Origin of the sequence: Sphingobacterium sp. IITKGP-BTPF85 (genome assembly GCF_001006065.1) — a bacterium.
In the GTDB taxonomy this organism is placed as follows: Bacteria; Bacteroidota; Bacteroidia; order Sphingobacteriales; family Sphingobacteriaceae; genus Sphingobacterium; species Sphingobacterium anhuiense.
Genome location: NZ_ASZT02000035.1, coordinates 1 through 17,157 on the forward strand (window position 1 = coordinate 1; position 17,157 = coordinate 17,157).

At 33.5% G+C, this 17,157-nt stretch carries 16 protein-coding genes and 2 pseudogenes; 10 read left to right on the plus strand and 8 right to left on the minus strand.

All coding sequences use genetic code 11. From position 1 onward, the window contains the following. Positions 1–43: 43 nt before the first annotated feature. From L950_RS32570 to L950_RS32585, 6 genes and pseudogenes are all read left to right on the plus strand, one after another. Positions 44–208 (plus strand): annotated as a pseudogene (locus L950_RS32570) (DUF2089-like zinc ribbon domain-containing protein); the annotation flags it as partial. Positions 209–286: 78 nt separating this feature from the next. Further along, a complete protein-coding gene (locus L950_RS09235) occupies positions 287–778 on the plus strand; it encodes a hypothetical protein (protein WP_021191902.1) in 492 nt (163 codons plus the stop codon). A 528-nt stretch (positions 779–1,306) separates the two neighbouring features. After that, positions 1,307–2,668 carry an alpha/beta hydrolase family protein gene (locus L950_RS09240; RefSeq protein WP_021191903.1) on the plus strand — a complete coding sequence of 454 codons (1,362 nt, stop codon included), beginning with the start codon at positions 1,307–1,309 and terminating at the stop codon, positions 2,666–2,668. A gap of 239 nt (positions 2,669–2,907) precedes the next feature. After that, a complete protein-coding gene (locus L950_RS32575) occupies positions 2,908–3,714 on the plus strand; it encodes a sugar-binding domain-containing protein (RefSeq protein WP_231577018.1) in 807 nt (268 codons plus the stop codon). Positions 3,715–3,752: 38 nt separating this feature from the next. Next, positions 3,753–4,808, plus strand: a complete 1,056-nt coding sequence (locus tag L950_RS32580) for a glycoside hydrolase family 2 TIM barrel-domain containing protein (RefSeq protein WP_231577019.1) — start codon at positions 3,753–3,755, stop codon at positions 4,806–4,808. 41 nt (positions 4,809–4,849) lie between these two features. Then, positions 4,850–5,113, plus strand: a complete 264-nt coding sequence (locus tag L950_RS32585) for a hypothetical protein (protein WP_231577020.1) — start codon at positions 4,850–4,852, stop codon at positions 5,111–5,113. Positions 5,114–5,186: 73 nt separating this feature from the next. On the opposite strand, the gene L950_RS09250 is transcribed toward L950_RS32585, so the two are convergent. Genes L950_RS09250 through L950_RS32595 form a run of 3 tightly spaced genes read right to left on the minus strand, consistent with a single transcriptional unit; the run spans position 5,187 to position 6,815 of the window. Beyond that, positions 5,187–5,894, minus strand: coding sequence for an SDR family NAD(P)-dependent oxidoreductase (locus tag L950_RS09250; RefSeq protein WP_021191904.1), 708 nt, complete (start codon positions 5,892–5,894; stop codon positions 5,187–5,189). Between the two features lie 10 nt (positions 5,895–5,904). After that, positions 5,905–6,459 carry a hypothetical protein gene (locus tag L950_RS32590; RefSeq protein WP_231577021.1) on the minus strand — a complete coding sequence of 185 codons (555 nt, stop codon included), beginning with the start codon at positions 6,457–6,459 and terminating at the stop codon, positions 5,905–5,907. Continuing rightward, a complete protein-coding gene (locus L950_RS32595) occupies positions 6,429–6,815 on the minus strand; it encodes a lysylphosphatidylglycerol synthase transmembrane domain-containing protein (RefSeq protein ID WP_231577022.1) in 387 nt (128 codons plus the stop codon). The genes L950_RS32590 and L950_RS32595 overlap by 31 nt, the downstream gene beginning before the upstream one ends. 221 nt (positions 6,816–7,036) lie before the next feature. On the opposite strand from L950_RS32595, the gene L950_RS29775 reads away from it, so the two are divergent. The 4 genes from L950_RS29775 to L950_RS09275 all read left to right on the plus strand — a co-directional run bounded on the left by L950_RS29775 (position 7,037) and on the right by L950_RS09275 (position 9,509). Beyond that, on the plus strand, positions 7,037–7,210 hold the full coding sequence (locus L950_RS29775) for a hypothetical protein (protein WP_197086329.1): 174 nt from the start codon (positions 7,037–7,039) through the stop codon (positions 7,208–7,210). Between the two features lie 75 nt (positions 7,211–7,285). After that, positions 7,286–7,735 carry a hypothetical protein gene (locus L950_RS09265; protein ID WP_231577023.1) on the plus strand — a complete coding sequence of 150 codons (450 nt, stop codon included), beginning with the start codon at positions 7,286–7,288 and terminating at the stop codon, positions 7,733–7,735. Between the two features lie 307 nt (positions 7,736–8,042). Further along, positions 8,043–8,420, plus strand: coding sequence for a hypothetical protein (locus L950_RS09270; protein ID WP_156169620.1), 378 nt, complete (start codon positions 8,043–8,045; stop codon positions 8,418–8,420). Positions 8,421–8,582: 162 nt separating this feature from the next. Further along, a complete protein-coding gene (locus tag L950_RS09275) occupies positions 8,583–9,509 on the plus strand; it encodes a hypothetical protein (RefSeq protein WP_021191909.1) in 927 nt (308 codons plus the stop codon). A gap of 130 nt (positions 9,510–9,639) precedes the next feature. On the opposite strand, the gene L950_RS32600 is transcribed toward L950_RS09275, so the two are convergent. The 5 genes and pseudogenes from L950_RS32600 to L950_RS09295 all read right to left on the minus strand — a co-directional run bounded on the left by L950_RS32600 (position 9,640) and on the right by L950_RS09295 (position 17,057). Continuing rightward, positions 9,640–11,001, minus strand: coding sequence for a sensor histidine kinase (locus L950_RS32600; protein ID WP_021191910.1), 1,362 nt, complete (start codon positions 10,999–11,001; stop codon positions 9,640–9,642). A 269-nt stretch (positions 11,002–11,270) separates the two neighbouring features. Beyond that, positions 11,271–13,382, minus strand: coding sequence for a hypothetical protein (locus L950_RS32605; RefSeq protein WP_021191912.1), 2,112 nt, complete (start codon positions 13,380–13,382; stop codon positions 11,271–11,273). A gap of 93 nt (positions 13,383–13,475) precedes the next feature. Beyond that, positions 13,476–14,237 carry a succinate dehydrogenase/fumarate reductase iron-sulfur subunit gene (locus L950_RS09285; protein ID WP_037527569.1) on the minus strand — a complete coding sequence of 254 codons (762 nt, stop codon included), beginning with the start codon at positions 14,235–14,237 and terminating at the stop codon, positions 13,476–13,478. A gap of 62 nt (positions 14,238–14,299) precedes the next feature. Beyond that, positions 14,300–16,233: pseudogene (locus L950_RS09290) on the minus strand (fumarate reductase/succinate dehydrogenase flavoprotein subunit). A gap of 53 nt (positions 16,234–16,286) precedes the next feature. Beyond that, the gene (locus L950_RS09295) at positions 16,287–17,057 is read right to left on the minus strand and encodes a succinate dehydrogenase cytochrome b subunit (RefSeq protein ID WP_021191914.1); all 771 of its coding nucleotides are present in this window, start codon (positions 17,055–17,057) and stop codon (positions 16,287–16,289) included. Positions 17,058–17,157 lie beyond the last annotated feature (100 nt).

Sequence of the window (17,157 nt, forward strand, 5' to 3'; positions counted from 1 at the left end):
TTATTTAGGACGGAACTGATTTCCAAACGTATGCCCTAGCTGTGATACAAAATTAGATGTCAGTAAATTAACTTGTTCTTCATGCAATACTGAGGTTAGCGGTAAATTTATGTTGCCAATTTGGACGCAATTAACTCTTGAGGAACAGGATTTTGTACTTGAGTTTTTATTAAACTCAGGAAGTCTGAAAGAGATGGCAATCAATTAGGCAAGAGTTATCCTACCGTAAGAAATAAGTTAGATGATCTTATTGATAAGTTGTTGGGTTTAAAAAATAATGATTAGTATGGTTTTTAAAGAGAAACAGTCTTTTTGGAGTTGGTGGATGGTGATTTTGATCGTCTTTTTATTATTATCGACTTTAAATTATGAATGGAATGATATAAAAGATGGTAATTTCAAAGAATTAAGTGTAAATCCTGGGTTTTGGATTATTGCTGTTATTATTATTATATTTTCGTTCATTAAATTAAAAACAACAATAAACTCTCAAGGAATTATGATTCACTTCTTTCCCTTTCTATTGAAAAGTAAATTTATTCCTTGGTCAGAAGTAGCACAGGTTTCTGTAAAGGATTATAATCCTATATCCGACTATGGAGGTTGGGGGTATCGCATTGGAATAAAAGGTAAAGCCTATAATACCAAAGGATCACATGGGTTGCAATTGATCTTTAAAAGCGGGTCTAGCCTATTGATAGGTACCCAAAAGAAATGCGAACTCAATATGATCATTTCTAAGGTTAATCAAGAAATTTTAAATAAGGACTATGAATAAAATACTTTTAAATCCATTTGATAATCTTTCGGAGACAAAACTTTTATCTATTGGTCTTATTTCATTTATAATCGGCTCTTTTGTAGCTTGTTTTTAGGAGATTCCTTTCCTGGGATGATGAGTTTTAAATCCAACGAGGCTAGCTTTTTACAATTATTATATTTCTACTTGAAAAAATATTGAATTCGAGTGTGAGATTTGTAGATATGCTAATAACCGTATTGGTTGCAAGGTCTGTCATTTATGCTATGGCTTTATTAAATACAACTAAATGGCTAAATCCGATAACAGATTTAATTGCCAGAATGTATTAAATCCACTGGGTAACCAAAATGTTGATAAAGCAGTTAGAATTATCCCTTTTTTGGTGTTATTCTCAGCCTTTCCTTGCTGATCTATTTCTTCTATTTACTTATTTAAAGGATTTCTTACTGTTATAAATAGAAAAAAATTATAATGGCTTGATTTTGGTACTTGTTGTAATGTTAATGGAAGCTTTATCTTCTTTATTCTCTTTTATTACATATAATGATTAAAAAAATAGTTGGTACATTTCTCCTGTTGTTTATAACAATAACTGCTTTTTCCCAAACTTTCGTAGGGGACTGGAAAGGTAATTTGCAAGTAGGACATTCGAGTTTGGTTTTTATAATTCATTTATCTCAGGAAAATGGTGCATGGAAGGCAAAAGCGGATAGTCCAGATCAGGGAGCCTTTGGCATTCCCGCGAAGGCAAACGTTAATGGTAACGGAATCGAAGTACTGATTGAAGGAGGAATTAGTTATATCGGGAAAATGGAACGGGATGATTTAATAGGTGGTGAGTTTCAACAAGGGACATTTCGAGCCAAGTTAGATCTTATGAAAATAAAGGCAACCCCTAATAATATCAAGACAATAAGATCTCAACGTGTTGTTCCTCCTTATTCATACGATAGAGTAGATGTCAATTTCAGAAATAAATATGATAATGTCCTATTAAGTGGCACCTTAACCACACCTAGACAAAAAGGTAAATTCCCTGCAGTTGTTTTAGTGACAGGAAGCGGTCCCCAAGATCGCAATGAGACATTAATGGGACATGAACCATTTCGAATATTATCAGATTTTTTAACAAAAAATAATATTGTTGTTCTTCGCTATGACGATCGGGGTGTCGGACTTTCAAAAGGAAGTTTTATAAATGCCTCAATTGAGAATTTCAGTAAAGACGCAATGGCAGCGATAGATTTTCTAAAGGAAAGACCAAATGTAGACCCTGAGAAAATTGGTATTATTGGGCATAGTGAGGGTGGTTTAATCGCAGAATTGTTGGCTGGACAAAAATTTCCGGCGCTTTCTTTTATTGTTTCTTTAGCAGGTCCAGCCATTCCTATCGACTCTCTAATGGTATCACAGCTATATCGCATTGGTAAAGTAGCAGGCATGTCAGAACTAGCATTATCACATGCCAAAGAGATTAATAAAAGGAATTTTGAGATTGTTAAAAGTAATAGGCCGCATATGGAGGCTATGGCAATGATTCTTGATAATATGAAAATAGATCCAGCACAATTGAATTCATCGAGTAAATTGGAATTAGAGACACTCTTGCTGCCATCTTATAGATATTTCATGCGGATTGATCCCATTCCTTTTATTAAAAAAATTACCGTGCCGGTTTATGCCGCATTTGGGAGTTTAGATGTTCAGGTTCCTGCTGACCAAAATCTAAAAAGTTTAAAGAATAATCTACCATATATTCGAAAAACTGTTCTAAAGAAATATGAAGGATTGAATCACTTATTTCAAAAATCGACAACTGGGGCTGTTTCAGAGTATGAGCATATTAGTGAAACCATGAATAGTGAAGTCTTGAATGATTTAGTTAAATGGATAAAAAGCTTATAATAGTTACCTGTAGTTAGTATTATTTAAGTGACATCATCTCTATTTTAGTAAAAGTACGATAACGTTGTAAATTGGTTTTCTGTGATGCTACAGCAATTTTTTGCCCAATATTAACTTCTATGTAGTTTTCTAGTAAAGTCAATTCTTCTTTGTAATACAATTAGGTTTATATCTTTGTTTTACACTCCATCATCATGTTTATGATGGATACTATTGAACAAAACCTTTATTTTATTATTATGAATTTCAAGGCAATCGTCACCTTATTTTTCTTAACAATTTTAACCTCAGTTTCCTTTTCTAGAGAAGTTATTTCTTTCAATCAAGATTGGGCTTTCAAAAAGGGCCCCTTTACTACAGATCTCTTACAGTATGGGAATGTTTTTTCTGGAACATGGCAATCTATAGCTGTTCCTCATACATGGAACTCAAAAGATATGCAAGTACGTAATGATCGATTTACATCTAATGAAAAATTTTATGTGGGAGATGCCTATTATCGTAAAACTTTTATTCCCGAATCTTCTTGGAATGGTAAGCGCATTTTTATAAAATTTGAAGGTGTAAATACTAACACAGAAGTTTACATTAATAATTCACCGTTGCCTGCGAAGAAGGAAAAGGGAAATGTAGTTTATGATGCGTCAGCTATAAATGGTAATTATCAGATTGTGGGAAGACATCAAGGGGGCTATTCAGCATTCGTGTTGGAATTGACTAATATGTTGAAATTTGGAGTTGAGAATGAGATTCTTGTAAAAGTTAACAATGAAGCAACTCCACAAGTAATCCCAGTCAATCATACGCTATTCCCTATGTATGGTGGTATTTATCGTCCGGTTGAACTTATTGTGACGGATAAGATTAATATTGCAGTATCCGATTATGCTTCTTCAGGAGTATATATAAGTCAAAAGGACGTTAATAAAAAAAGTGCATCAATAAATTTAAAAGTGAAACTTGAAAATAAAAATCATGACGCAAGAGATTTACAGGTAGTGTCAACGATTTTTGAACAAAACGGCGCTGTGAAAGCAAGAATATAAAAAAATATCGTTTACTTCCGCAGGGTAGACAAGAAGTAATGCAAGACTTTAATTTAACAAATCCACATTTATGGCAAGGTCTGGAGGACCCATATCTTTATAAAGTAGTTACACAGCTTGTTGATGGAAATACTGTACTAGATGAAGTGATTCAGCCTCTAGGTTTACGAAAATTTGAATTAAGAACCGGAGAGGGATTCTTTTTGAATGATATTAAGTATCCAATGTATGGAGTAACAAGACATCAGGATCGTTGGGGAAAGGGTTCCGCTTTATCAAATGCTGATCATGATGAAGATTTGGCTATCATCAAGGAAATTGGAGCAACTACTATTCGATTAGCTCACTATCAACAATCTACATGCTTCTATGAAAAATGCGATAGTATTGGATTTATTGTTTGGGCAGAAATCCCATTTGTTAATCGTGTAACGACCTTAGAGGAAGCAAATGCAAAACAGCAATTGACAGAACTTATAAGACAAAACTATAATCATCCTTCTATTTATACATGGGGTCTCCATAATGAGGTTTATACGCCTAATGCATACACAATCGAGTTAACGACAAAATTAAATGATTTAGCTAAGACCGAAGATCCATATCGCTATACGGTGCAAGTGAGCGGCTATAATGTCATTAACCATGCTGTAAATAATAATGCAGATATACAGGGAATCAATCATTATTTCGGATGGTATAATGGTGTTATTCGTGATGTTGATAAGTGGGCAGATCAAATCTCAAAAGATTTTAAAGATTATAAAATTATTTTTTCAGAGTATGGAGCCGAGGCTAATCCTAGTCATCAACAAGAGGTTGTTGGAGATGTAGGTAATCAATGGGCGAATCCAGCATTTTTTCCTGAAGAATTTTCAACAAAGTTCCATGAAATACATTGGGGAACGATTAAAAGACATCCGATCTTTTTAGCGTCTTATCTTTGGAATACATTTGACTTTGCTACTCCGATTACAGCACTAAATGTTGAGCCAAGGAATTACAAAGGATTGGTTACGTTTGATAGAAAACTTAAGAAAGATCCTTTTATTGGTATAAAGCTAACTGGAGTAAAGAACCTGTATTATATCTGACACAAAGACGTGTTATTGAGAGAGTAAACGAGATTACTCCGGTGACAGTCTATTCTAATTTAGGTACACCTACTTTGTTGGTCAATGGTGTTGAAGAAAAGAACTTTGTTATCGGAGAAACTGATGTCCATTATATTTTTCAAAATGTTAAATTGAAAGAAGGGGATAATATTATCCAGGTAAAAGCATCAAGGAAAGGTCAACAATTTGAAGATAAGATTACTTGGCATTACTTGAAAGATAACCCAAAGGCAATCAGTAAAGATGGACCGAAATCCAATAAAAATGAACATATTGGTTTATAAAAAAGCATCTTTTTGCAATGCCCCCTAAAAGTTAAACACTTTCTGGGGGCACGCTACTTTTGAGACTTTTTTATTAAGGAGTTGTTAATGCTACAGGTAGAATTTTACCATTATAATATTGATGTCCATTTTGGGCAAATTCCGCAATATATCTTCCCATCTCAAAAGCGAGTTTACCAGCTTCTATTCCCGGAAAAGCTGCTTCAAACATTTCAGTTTGTGCAGATCCAAGAGCAAGACAATTTACGCGGATACCTTTACCCTTAAATTCTTCAGCCAAGCACTCTGTTAATACTGCCAACGCCGCTTTACTAGAAGAATAAGCTGCTAAGCCACTAAACTTGGAAGAGCCTTGAAAACCGCCCATACTTCCTATATTGAGAATATGAGATCCTTCGGGCATTAAAGGGACGATATGTTGAATCATATTAGCATGTGCCAATACATTGGTTTGAAACATCGATGCAATTTCTTCCAATGAACTATCCATAAAAGGTTTATTGATAAGCACTCCTGCATTATTGATCAGGATATCTACCTGTTCAAATTTTGATTTGATAAATGGTAATAAAGTTTGATAATCATCATAAACAATATCAAACTGAGCTGGATATAAATTACCCCCGTCGAAATTCAAATCCTTAGCAATTTCGTGAAGGCGCTTTAGTTTATCTGCAGATCGAGCAAGTGCGATAACATTATTTTCTTTTTTTGCCGTGAGATCCAATACAGCTTCAAACCCAATTCCACTGCTTGCTCCTGTTATTATAATATTTGCCATGTTTATTTATTTAATCTTCCGTCTGAGATTCTTCTATTTCTTTAACAGATGGTAATTTTTCGGTCCCTAATGCAGAGGGATGAAATATGTAGTACGAACCAGTAAAGGCCATGAATGCCGATATAATATAAAATAGTAGACTAATCAAGACAGCTAAATGTGAATCAAGGTAAAAAAAATTAGCTCCCCACATATAAACTAGCTCTCGCATACCCAATCCTCCAACGGAAAATGGAATTATTGCCACTAATGAAGAAGCGAGAAATAGAAAGAGATAAGGAGAAAATTTTCCATCAAAGCCTAGGGCGTATAATATCATAATAGCAGCAATTACTTGCATTGACTGTACACCTATTGCTTTTAGATGTGTTTTGATGAAATTTGCCTTAAAATCATTGAAAAATTTGCCTACCAAAAAATAGTAAAGCGTCGTACCCAAGATAAATCCTAAAATTGTTAAGTAATTAGGAATTCCAAGTTGAGGCATAAAAATGATTAATGCCGCAATTATTAAACATAGCGCCCACAGACCACTTAATCGGTCAAAGAATAATGCTCCAAGCAACTTTCGACCTTTAATACTATACTTTTTTCGAAGAAATATATTTTATATCCATCACCTCCAACACCTCCAGGCAAGAAAAGATTATAAAACAAGCCAAGCTGATAAAGTTTAAAATTATATCTCTCAGAAACATGAAGTCCGATTGCAGTTAAGAAGCTAAGTAAGCGAGAGGATGATATTAGTATTGAGATGGCATATGCTAAAAATGCGAATAAAAGGAACAGCGGATTTGATTTTAATAGAGCATCTTTTAGATCTTGGATAGAAACCTTACTAAATACCCAATAAAGAGCAGCAACAGTAACAACTACTTTCAGTATATTCTTAACAATTTTCCAAATTAGTTTTTTATTCATTAGATATTTAAGTCTATGTTTTGACTTTATTCATTAATTCTCAAAGATATTAATTTGATTAATGATATTGTATTTATTTGGATTATGCTATTAGGGGATATATGCGGGAGTATAATAGAATTAAGTAGATCAATAGGAAAATCGTGCATAATGAGAATTGCCAATTAATATCGACTCTTAAATATTTGTTTTTTAACATGACAATCAGTAAAACTACAAAAATGATAAAGAGCAATGCAGGAGCAACTACTGCCATTTCATTTGGAAATGCAACGTGTTTAGCATCTAAATTAGACTGGGTTCCCTTATTCGATAATATAGGAACAGAAGCTAGTGCTAAAAGTAAAACGAAAAGACGCAATAGTGATTTTGCTACAATCTTACTAATGGTATGATTTTTGGATGTCTCAATCATGATTTGTTGTTATATTTACAGCAAAATACAATAAGTAACTATAAAATTAATGAATATGAATCGAGTTCTTTTATCTATCACAACTTTCATGTTGAGTTTGTTTCTTTTTTCGGCTTGTAGTATGCAACCAAAAGGAACACCATCTAGTTCTTCATCTACTGCGATGTCTACAGGGCCTAGTGCCTCTGACTGGAAAGGAGCTGTAAAAGGAACTTGGGTTTTAAACACTATTGATCGCGAGAATTTACCCGCATCTTATACCATTAAAAGTGTATTTGAAGAAGCACCTGCTGAATGCTTTATAGGAAGTACTTGGACATTGCCAGGTAATGGTAAAGGAAACATCTCATTTTCAGCAGACGGTAAATTATGTGCCCTGGTGCTTCCAGAGATATTATATGGTCTATATTCAATCCAGGAAAGAATAACGGACAACCTCAGTTTCAGTTTAAAAAGATTTATGCTGGCGATAAAGCTAAAAATGTTATTACAGGCTACCGTTTAGATTTATCATACTCAGACGCTAGTAAATTAGTTATGCGTATGCCCGTAACCATTACAAATGGCGAAGCATATTTAGTGTTCACTTTTTCAAGAGTAAATTAAGATATTCTTTTTGAAGATAGATAAAGCTATAGGAAACTATAGCTTTACTTGTTTAAAATTTTTTATTTAACAAATTTTCTAATTTTAGAAACAGTACTTTGATCGAAAAAAATATTGTACAAAAAATTATAAGGGAGGTGGTTCATATCGCTCTTGGTCTAGAAAATAGAATATATATCAAGGACTTATCTGCTCATTTATATTGGATGGAAAAATCTCAATTTAATTTTGGGGAGGAATATGTAGCCAAAGATATTACCATACGTGATTTGATAAGAATGAGCTTTGCCGAATTGGGGGTAGAAATAGAATTCTGTGGAAGAGGAGAATTAGAGAAGGGTGTAATTATTGATATTGATGAGGAACGATTGGACCTGTTGAAGATAGACAAAGAATATACAAAATTTGGACAAACTGTCGTTAAAATTGAAGATCGATCCTCTGTTTCAATTGATGTGAATGGAACAATAGGAAAACATTTAGTACAGCAATATATTGGTCATTTCGAAACGGAGATTCATTTTGATAACTTTATTAAGGAAGTGATTATGAGTAATTTAATGGTTGTGAAAAAACAGTCCTAATTAAGCTTTGAGACGCTTTAACCTTGAAATGTTCAAAAGCAGTCCTTAAGACTTAAGATATTATTTTTTTAATATTGTTAAAATTTAAATTTGGAATAATTTTGTTGTACACATGTATCTACTATGACTTAATAAGTCAAATATAAATGGAATTCAAGGGTAATGGAAACTGAATTAGTAAAAGGTAATAAGCAGGAAGAGATTAAGAAAAATACATCAAAAGTTTATTTTTTTATAATAGCAATCGCTGCGCTTGTTGTCACAAATGTTTATTTTTATGTTAAATTTAAGTCTTCAGGAGAGAAGGTCTATGCACTAACGGTTGAAAAAGAGAATCTTGAAGTGGAGATCGATCGTATTGAAGCAGAGCTCGATAAAATGAAAATTGAAAATATTCAATTATCTCCTCCTTTAATCGAGAAAGAACAAAATGCGAGAAAAAAAATCATAGACTTACGAACTAAATTAGCGCAGAAACAATTGTCACAGAATGATATTGATCATGCACAGTCGACAATTACTTCGTTGAAAAGTGAAGTTGCATATTTTAGTTTGGATGTTAATAGACTTATTCAGGAAAATAAAATTCTAGCCGAGAAGAATAGCTTATTACAAAAAGAAGTCTCAGCTTCCTCCACTAAGATTAGTAATTTGGAAAGCTCAAATACAAATTTAGCGTCAAAGGTAAATGTCGCTGCAGCTATCAAAGTTTCTAATATTGCGGTTTATGGACTACAGGAAAAAAGAAACGATAAAGTTGAAGTAGAGGAAAGGGCAAAGAGAGTTGATAAATTAAGTATAAATTTTAATATCGCAGATAATACCCTTGCAAAAGTGGGGAAAAAAGATATTTTTGTACGTATTATTGATCCTCAAGGTAATCTTATTATCAATCAGGATGACAATACTTTTTATGCACATAGTGAAAAACTCCAATATACTTTTAAAAGCACAATAGACTTTACCAATCATGGTGAAGAATATTCATTATATTGGAAAGACGATAAAAAGTTCACTAAGGGAGCTTATACTGTTCTTTTGTATGCCGAAAATGCTATCATGGGAAGATCAACTGTTGTATTAAAATAGTACTATATACGTTATTTATTACGAGTCATACGATAAAAAAATAAGGAGTTCAATTTGAACTCCTTATTTTTTTATCACGCATTTTGTATATTGGTAATCTAAATTCCGCCCAATCATGACGAATATTTTGCTATGAACCTCTGTATTTCGGTACAGTAATTTGAAATGTCGTTCCCTGATCCTCTATAGAATCGAATTTTACAGTTCCACCCATGGCTTCAATTGTTTTCTTAACAAAAACTAACCCAAGTCCCGTTCCGGAGCTTTTAGTCGTAAAGTTAATTTCAAAGATTTTTGCCCGCATTTCTTGTGGAATACCTAGTCCGTTATCCTTTATTTTAATAATGTATGTATCATGTTCTCCATTTGAAATGCTGATATCAATTTTTATTTTCCTTTTTCCAAAACCTGCTTCAATAGCATTTTTCAGTAAGTTATTAAACGTTCTTAATAATTGATCCCGGTCAGCTTCTACAAATATAGGAGCCTGATTTGTTTGATTCATTAATTGAATCTGAGCATGCGGATTTTGACTATATACAGCAATTGATTTATTAATTTTTTCCACCAAATTGACCTTTTCATATTTAGTATCTGGCAATTTTGCAAAGGCTGAGAATTCTTTAGCTATATGGGTTAAACTATTGATTTGTTCAATAAAAGATGCGGTGATACGTTTAAAACGCTCCTCAAATTTTGCATCGTTATCATAATAAGATTTTGTCAATTGTTGGATCCCAAGTTTCATTGGTGTCAGTGGATTTTTGATCTCATGAGCAACTTGCTGTGCCATTTCTCGCCAGGTAGACTCCCTTTCATTATCCTTTATTTTATTTGCATAGTCCTCAAGTTTTAATATCATTAAATTGTATTCTTTAATAAGACCCCCAATCTCATCATTGCGTTGCCAAAATAAAGGTTCATTTTGTTGTCCAAGATTTGTTTGGGCTATTTTTTTACTGATCAAATTTAAAGGTTCTGTGATTTTATTCGCAACAAAAGCCGCGTAAAAACCAAATCCAATTATTATTAGAGAATAGATATTAATTAATGTATTTAAAAGTAGATTTTTATTTAAGTTATCATCTTTCTGTGCATTAAAATTCGGTATACCCAGATACGCTATAGTAGCATAGTTTTCATCTCTAATAGTTGCATAACTGGATTCGTACTTAAAATCACCAACAACCTCCTCTTCAATAGTCTCTGATTTTTTAAGAAGGGAGAGTTTTCTAAATGCACTCGGGTTAATAAACGTTGATAAAATATTTAAATCATAAATCTTGGGTTGTGAACTGAATAATAGACGACCCGATTTTGAATAGAGTGAAAAATCTTTTGAAAGCGATTCTGATAATAATTTCAGATAATAGATCAGTCTTTCTTCTTTTTCTTCAGCAGTAGACGCTGTACTGACTATACTTTCAAGTCTTTTACTAATATCTGTTACAGTCTTTTCTCTTTCCAAAGTATTATTATACGAAAGTTGCATACTTATACTTACGAAAGATATAATTCCAGAGATCAAAATTGCCAGCACGATGGAAGATATAAACAATGTTTGTATTCTGGAACTGTATTGTATACTATTTACTAAAAAAAGGAAATGGTACTTTATGCTTCTGATTTTGAATGATTTATTCTTTAAAATTTTAAAGCCATATCTAACACTGGAAGAGATAGAAAAAAAGATAAAAATAACCAGAAATAAAAATGATGCGGTAGCTAAATATTCCCATGGTGTCTCTTTTGGATAACTAACTAAAAAGTAGTATAATTATTAGGCCTGTACATGATATGAAAATAATCATCCCTACTATCCAAATTAATATATTCTCCCAATTTCTTCGGATAACCATTGTCATGACTTGGGTAGTTATATTTTCCATATTGGGTCACTAAATTCCCATCTTTAAACAATGCAATGGAACTATTATTAAATGACTGTGCCTCCATTTTATTTAATCTGGAATCAACTAGTATGTCCGGATAAGGCAGGCTGTAATTGAATGATCTATTCTTTAGATTAAGGTATAGTGAGACAGTGTTTTGTTTATCAATTTGAATATTGATAATAGAAAAATACTCATGAGTTCCCAGTTCGCTGTTTAATCTGTAGAAATTATTACTAATCTTTAACGAGTTTTTAATAACTTTTTCTCTGTACTCATCTACTTTATTGTTTTTGTAAGGAGCAAGTTCCTTATTGTTATTGTAGTAAAATCCCAAAAATTCATATCTAGAAAGATACCCACTAAGATATTTTTTTTCAATGTATTCACTTATGGTTTGTGTACTGGTGTTTGGTAAACTTATTTTAAATAAATGTTTGAGTTGCTCGTCATTTAAAATATCTTTTTCAATTTCAGTATATAATGAAATAGCATTAATGTCATCTTCTGCTTCTAAATTGCTGATAAAAAGCTTCATGTTCTCCAGTTTTTTCATTTTGAAGAAATGTCCATGGTAAATGGAAAAGATTGTAGATAAAAGAATGATAACGATGATATGTGTAGCTAGTCTGAACTTCTTTTTTAGAAACGAATTGAATGATCTTATTAATATTATAAGTGCAAGTAGAATATTAACGAGCCCATTATTTTCACTTAATGAAGTCCCGATCAAAATAAATAAGATGAGACAACTCAAGTGTATATTAATTAATACCGTATCTGATATCTGTAATTTTTTTATATTAGAAATAACCAGATCGATATATAATATTAATGTGACGAGACTTACGCACATAATAAAAAGGTCGATCCATGTAAATATATTTAGCTCAACAAGTTTTGTGAAGTCTACCACAGTTGTAGTGGAGTGTGTAATGAGTGTCCCTAAAGTTCTGTAAAGAATAGTAAAGAAGAAATAGACACTTAGGATGGAAAGAACTGCAAAGATTATTTTTGAGCCTTTCTTTTTCAGATACTTCTCAATTGAAAATGAGTCTTTGATATTATATAGAAATAATATGAAAAGAAATATGAAAAAGACTGTAATAAGTAGTCCCCAGATATTTGGAAAAAGGTAGTTATAGGCATAATTTTTAGGATTAAATATGCCCAAATTAGCGTGGATATTCAACCAATTAGAATTAAGGTCTAGATAACGTAAAACAATTAATGCTGTAAGATAGAGTAAAATTCCAAGTATTATTTTTTCCTTATTTACGAGTAGTTTCGCGAGATTATGTATTAAAGTGATAAAACATGTTGCAGCGAGTATCCAGCAGAGTGTTTGAAGGATACTAAAAATATTTTGTACCTGACCAGATTTTAGTTTAATAGAAAATAAGTAAGTTTTGTCTTTGCTGTAAATATTTTTGATGCTTACATTATCATCATAATCAGCAATTTCGATGTTTGTACTCTTTGTTATTAAAGGAGAAAATGCTTTAGTGAAATATTCGTTATTAATGTTGAAATACTTTTTAACCATAACATAGGCTAAAACTGTCGTATTTCCGATCTCCTTCTTTTTAACAACAAATGAGCGATCATTAGTCGCTATATAGTTGACCGGATTTTTGAGTCCAGCATCAGTTAGGGGTACAAATAGGTTTGTACTCCAGAGTAGAAGTTCATGGTTTTTAAAAATAAAAAGTGCGATTCCCTCATCTTTATTATACTTTTCAAGTATATGATATGACTGCTCAGGATATTTTTCTGCATTTTTGAATGTTTTTAAAATAATTGGATCCGCAAATAATTCATCAATTACTTCTTCTTTTTCATGAATTTTAGATTCTAGATTGGCGGTTTCAAAATTTAAGATATCTTTACTAGTAATAGACTTTTGTAAAGTAATAGCAGTAACGATAAAGCTTAGCGTCAGCAGTATAAGTAAAATTCTTATTTTGGAGGATATCGGCACTATATTATCTATTTATTGAGATTGAATATATAAATATATAAAAAAAGTCCTTACAAAAAGATTGTAAGGACTTATCTATAAAGTGATGTTCTTTTATCCGTGGATATCCTCTTCTCTAAAAAGCTTAGCACCTAGGTACTCGCGATTCATTCGAGCGATATTAGTCAATTTGATACCTTTAGGACACTCCGCTTCGCAAGCGCCAGTATTAGTACAGTTACCAAATCCTTCTGCATCCATTTGATCAACCATCGCCTGAGCACGCTCATAACGTTCTGTTTGACCTTGAGGTAATAACGCGAATTGAGATATTTTAGCAGAAACAAAAAGCATTGCTGAAGCATTTTTACAAGCTGCAACACAAGCCCCACAACCGATACATGTCGCAGACTCGAAAGCCTCATCCGCAATACGTTTTGGAATCAAAATGTTATTTGCATCTTGTGCACCACCCGTATTTACGTTTGTATAACCACCCGCTTGTTGGATACGGTCAAATGATGTACGATCTACCGCTAAATCTTTTAAAACTGGAAAAGCAGCTGCTCTCCAAGGCTCAATAACAATTGTTTGTCCATCGTGGAATGAACGCATGTGTAATTGACAAGTAGTGATACCATATTTTGGTCCGTGTGGACGTCCGTTGATCACTAATGAACACATTCCGCAAATACCTTCGCGACAGTCATGATCAAAGTAAATAGGATCTTCTCCCTTGCGAGTCAATTCATCATTTACGATATCAAGCATTTCTAAGAATGACATATCATCGGCGATATCATTTGCTTGTACAGTTACGAATTGACCTTTAGATTTATCGTTTTTTTGACGCCAAACTTTTAGCGTTAAATTCATATGTGCACTCATAATAATAATATTGAGTCATCAATGACTACTAATAAAGTAGTCAATTGATATTATTTATAACTTCTTTGTGTTAATTTAACGTTTTCGAAAACTAACTCTTCTTTATGAAGAACTTCTGGTTGATTTTCACCTTTGAATTCCCAAGCAGATACGTAAGTAAACTCTTCGTCAATACGTAAAGCTTCACCTTCTTCAGTTTGAGATTCTAAGCGGAAGTGACCACCACAAGATTCTCTGCGGTTCAACGCATCATCAACCATTAATTCGCCTAGCTCAATGAAATCAGCAACACGGCCAGCTTTTTCAAGGGACATGTTTAACTCCTCATTTTCACCTAATACTTTTGCATTTGACCAAAATTCTTTTTTCAAGTTTTGGATCAATCCTTTAGCTTTAGTTAATCCTTCAGCTGTACGGGCCATACCACAGTATTCCCACATGATCAAACCTAATTCTTTATGAAGATCATCAACAGTTTTAGTACCATTCAACGCTAATAGCGCATTGATTCTAGTTTCAACCTCTTTACGAGTTTCTTCGAAAGCAGGATGATTTTATCAATAGGGGCAAAAGAACCCAAGTTTGCTAAGTAATCTCCAACAGTATAAGGAATAACAAAGTAACCATCCGATAATCCTTGCATTAAAGCAGAAGCTCCTAAACGGTTTGCTCCGTGATCAGAGAAATTACATTCTCCTAACGCATATAATCCAGGGACAGTTGTCATTAAGTTATAATCAACCCATACACCACCCATAGTGTAGTGAACAGCAGGGTAGATACGCATAGGTTGTTTGTACGGGTTCTCGTCCGTAATCTGGTAATACATATCGAATAAGTTACCATATTTTTCACGTACAGTATCTTCTCCCAAACGACCGATTGCTTCAGCAAAGTCTAAGAATACAGCAACACCTGTTTTACCAACACCACGGCCTTCATCCACTGCTTCTTTAGCATTACGAGAAGCTACATCACGAGGTACTAAGTTACCAAAAGATGGGTACTTACGCTCTAAGAAATAATCTCTATCTTCCTCTTTGATATCAACAGCTTTCAGTTCTCCTTTTTGAAGTTTTTGTGCCAATTCAACTGTTCTCGGAACCCATACACGACCATCATTACGCAATGATTCTGACATCAAAGTTAATTTTGATTGATGATCACCAGTAACAGGAATACAAGTTGGGTGAATTTGAGTATAACAAGGATTTGCAAATAAAGCACCACGTTTGTGAGCTCTCCAAGCAGCAGTTACATTACATCCCATTGCATTAGTCGAAAGGAAGAAAACGTTACCGTATCCACCAGTACACAATAATACAGCATGACCTTCATGTGATTCGATTTTACCCGTTACTAGGTCACGAGTGATGATACCGCGTGCTTGTCCATCAACTTTAACAAGGTCAAGCATTTCATGACGAGTGTATGATTTTACTTTACCTTTATGAATTTGACGGTTTAAAGCCGAGTATGCACCTAATAATAATTGTTGTCCCGTTTGACCACGCGCATAGAATGTACGTGATACCTGGGCACCACCGAATGAGCGGTTATCTAATAAACCACCATATTCGCGAGCAAAAGGAACACCTTGAGCCACACATTGATCAATGATGTTAGTCGATACTTCTGCTAAACGATAAACGTTTGCCTCACGAGCACGGTAATCACCACCTTTAATAGTATCATAAAATAAGCGGAAAACAGAGTCACCGTCATTTTGATAATCTTTTGCAGCATTAATACCACCTTGTGCCGCGATTGAGTGCGCACGACGAGGTGAATCTTGATAACAGAAAGTCTTTACATTGTAACCTAACTCTGCTAAAGAAGCAGCTGCAGAAGCTCCTGCCAATCCTGTCCCAACAACGATAATTGTAAATTTACGTTTGTTAGCAGGGTTAACCAGCTTCATTTCAAATTTATGTTTTGACCATTTTTGGGCCAATGGCCCCGCAGGTACTTTTGAATCTAACATATCTTATATTTTATTTATTAGATCGTGCCTTATAGCACCATCCTAAAATATTGTTAACGGAAATAGAAATATAATGGCATCGCTGCAAAAAGAATTGGAATAACTACTCCAAATACCCATACTCCAATAAATTGAACCAATCCAATGTATCTTTTGTGATTGAATCCAACTGTTTGGAAAGCAGATTGAAAACCGTGAATCAAGTGGAATGCTAAAGCAGCCATTGCAATTACGTATAATGCTACTAAAGCAACGTTTTTAAATGCAAAGTCTACCTGCTTATACAAGTCACGTGCTTTTACGATTTCAACGCCATTTTCAACAACCACTGAGTAATCATGAAAATCTGACGCTTGGATCTCTTGATGAGTCGTTACACCATTCGACAGATCGGTACGATATTCGATATAAGGTGTTTGATCATTATGGTATTTCCACCAAAAATTTGACATGTGCGTCGCCAAGAATACTAAGATAACAGTACCTAAAATACCCATATTACGTGAGTTCCATTTGCTGTTTGCGCTTCCATCATAAGATGCATATCCAATAGGACGAGCAGCCTTATTTTTTAATGAAATCACGATTGCATAGATCACGTGAATAATCACCGAAGCATACAATAAATAAGACACAACCTTGATAGGTGTAAAATGCGTCATGAAATAGGCGTACTTGTTGAACGCTAAACCCGCGTCATCTTTAAATAACTGCAAGTTTCCAATCAAGTGAACAATTAGGAACGTACATAAGAAAAGTCCCGTTAAGCTCATGATTAGCTTCTTCCCGATTGAAGAACTTAAAACTGGCTTTGATTTACTCATTATTCTTTGTAATTTAATTTAATTAGGCAAATCTACTATTTGATATTAAATATGATACAATTTTGACAAGAAAAAGAAGTAATTTAGAACTATTCTAAAC

Bases quoted from the DNA above. Each gene is read 5' to 3' on its own strand.
- L950_RS09235 (WP_021191902.1), top strand. From the start codon at position 287: ATGGTTTTTAAAGAGAAACAGTCTTTTTGGAGTTGGTGGATGGTGATT.
- L950_RS09240 (WP_021191903.1), top strand. From the start codon at position 1,307: ATGATTAAAAAAATAGTTGGTACATTTCTCCTGTTGTTTATAACAATA.
- L950_RS32575 (WP_231577018.1), top strand. From the start codon at position 2,908: ATGAATTTCAAGGCAATCGTCACCTTATTTTTCTTAACAATTTTAACC.
- L950_RS32580 (WP_231577019.1), top strand. From the start codon at position 3,753: ATGCAAGACTTTAATTTAACAAATCCACATTTATGGCAAGGTCTGGAG.
- L950_RS09250 (WP_021191904.1), bottom strand. From the start codon at position 5,894: ATGGCAAATATTATAATAACAGGAGCAAGCAGTGGAATTGGGTTTGAA.
- L950_RS32595 (WP_231577022.1), bottom strand. From the start codon at position 6,815: ATGAATAAAAAACTAATTTGGAAAATTGTTAAGAATATACTGAAAGTA.
- L950_RS29775 (WP_197086329.1), top strand. From the start codon at position 7,037: ATGATAAAGAGCAATGCAGGAGCAACTACTGCCATTTCATTTGGAAAT.
- L950_RS09265 (WP_231577023.1), top strand. From the start codon at position 7,286: ATGAATCGAGTTCTTTTATCTATCACAACTTTCATGTTGAGTTTGTTT.
- L950_RS09270 (WP_156169620.1), top strand. From the start codon at position 8,043: ATGGAAAAATCTCAATTTAATTTTGGGGAGGAATATGTAGCCAAAGAT.
- L950_RS09275 (WP_021191909.1), top strand. From the start codon at position 8,583: ATGGAAACTGAATTAGTAAAAGGTAATAAGCAGGAAGAGATTAAGAAA.
- L950_RS32600 (WP_021191910.1), bottom strand. From the start codon at position 11,001: ATGCAACTTTCGTATAATAATACTTTGGAAAGAGAAAAGACTGTAACA.
- L950_RS09285 (WP_037527569.1), bottom strand. From the start codon at position 14,237: ATGAATTTAACGCTAAAAGTTTGGCGTCAAAAAAACGATAAATCTAAA.
- L950_RS09295 (WP_021191914.1), bottom strand. From the start codon at position 17,057: ATGAGTAAATCAAAGCCAGTTTTAAGTTCTTCAATCGGGAAGAAGCTA.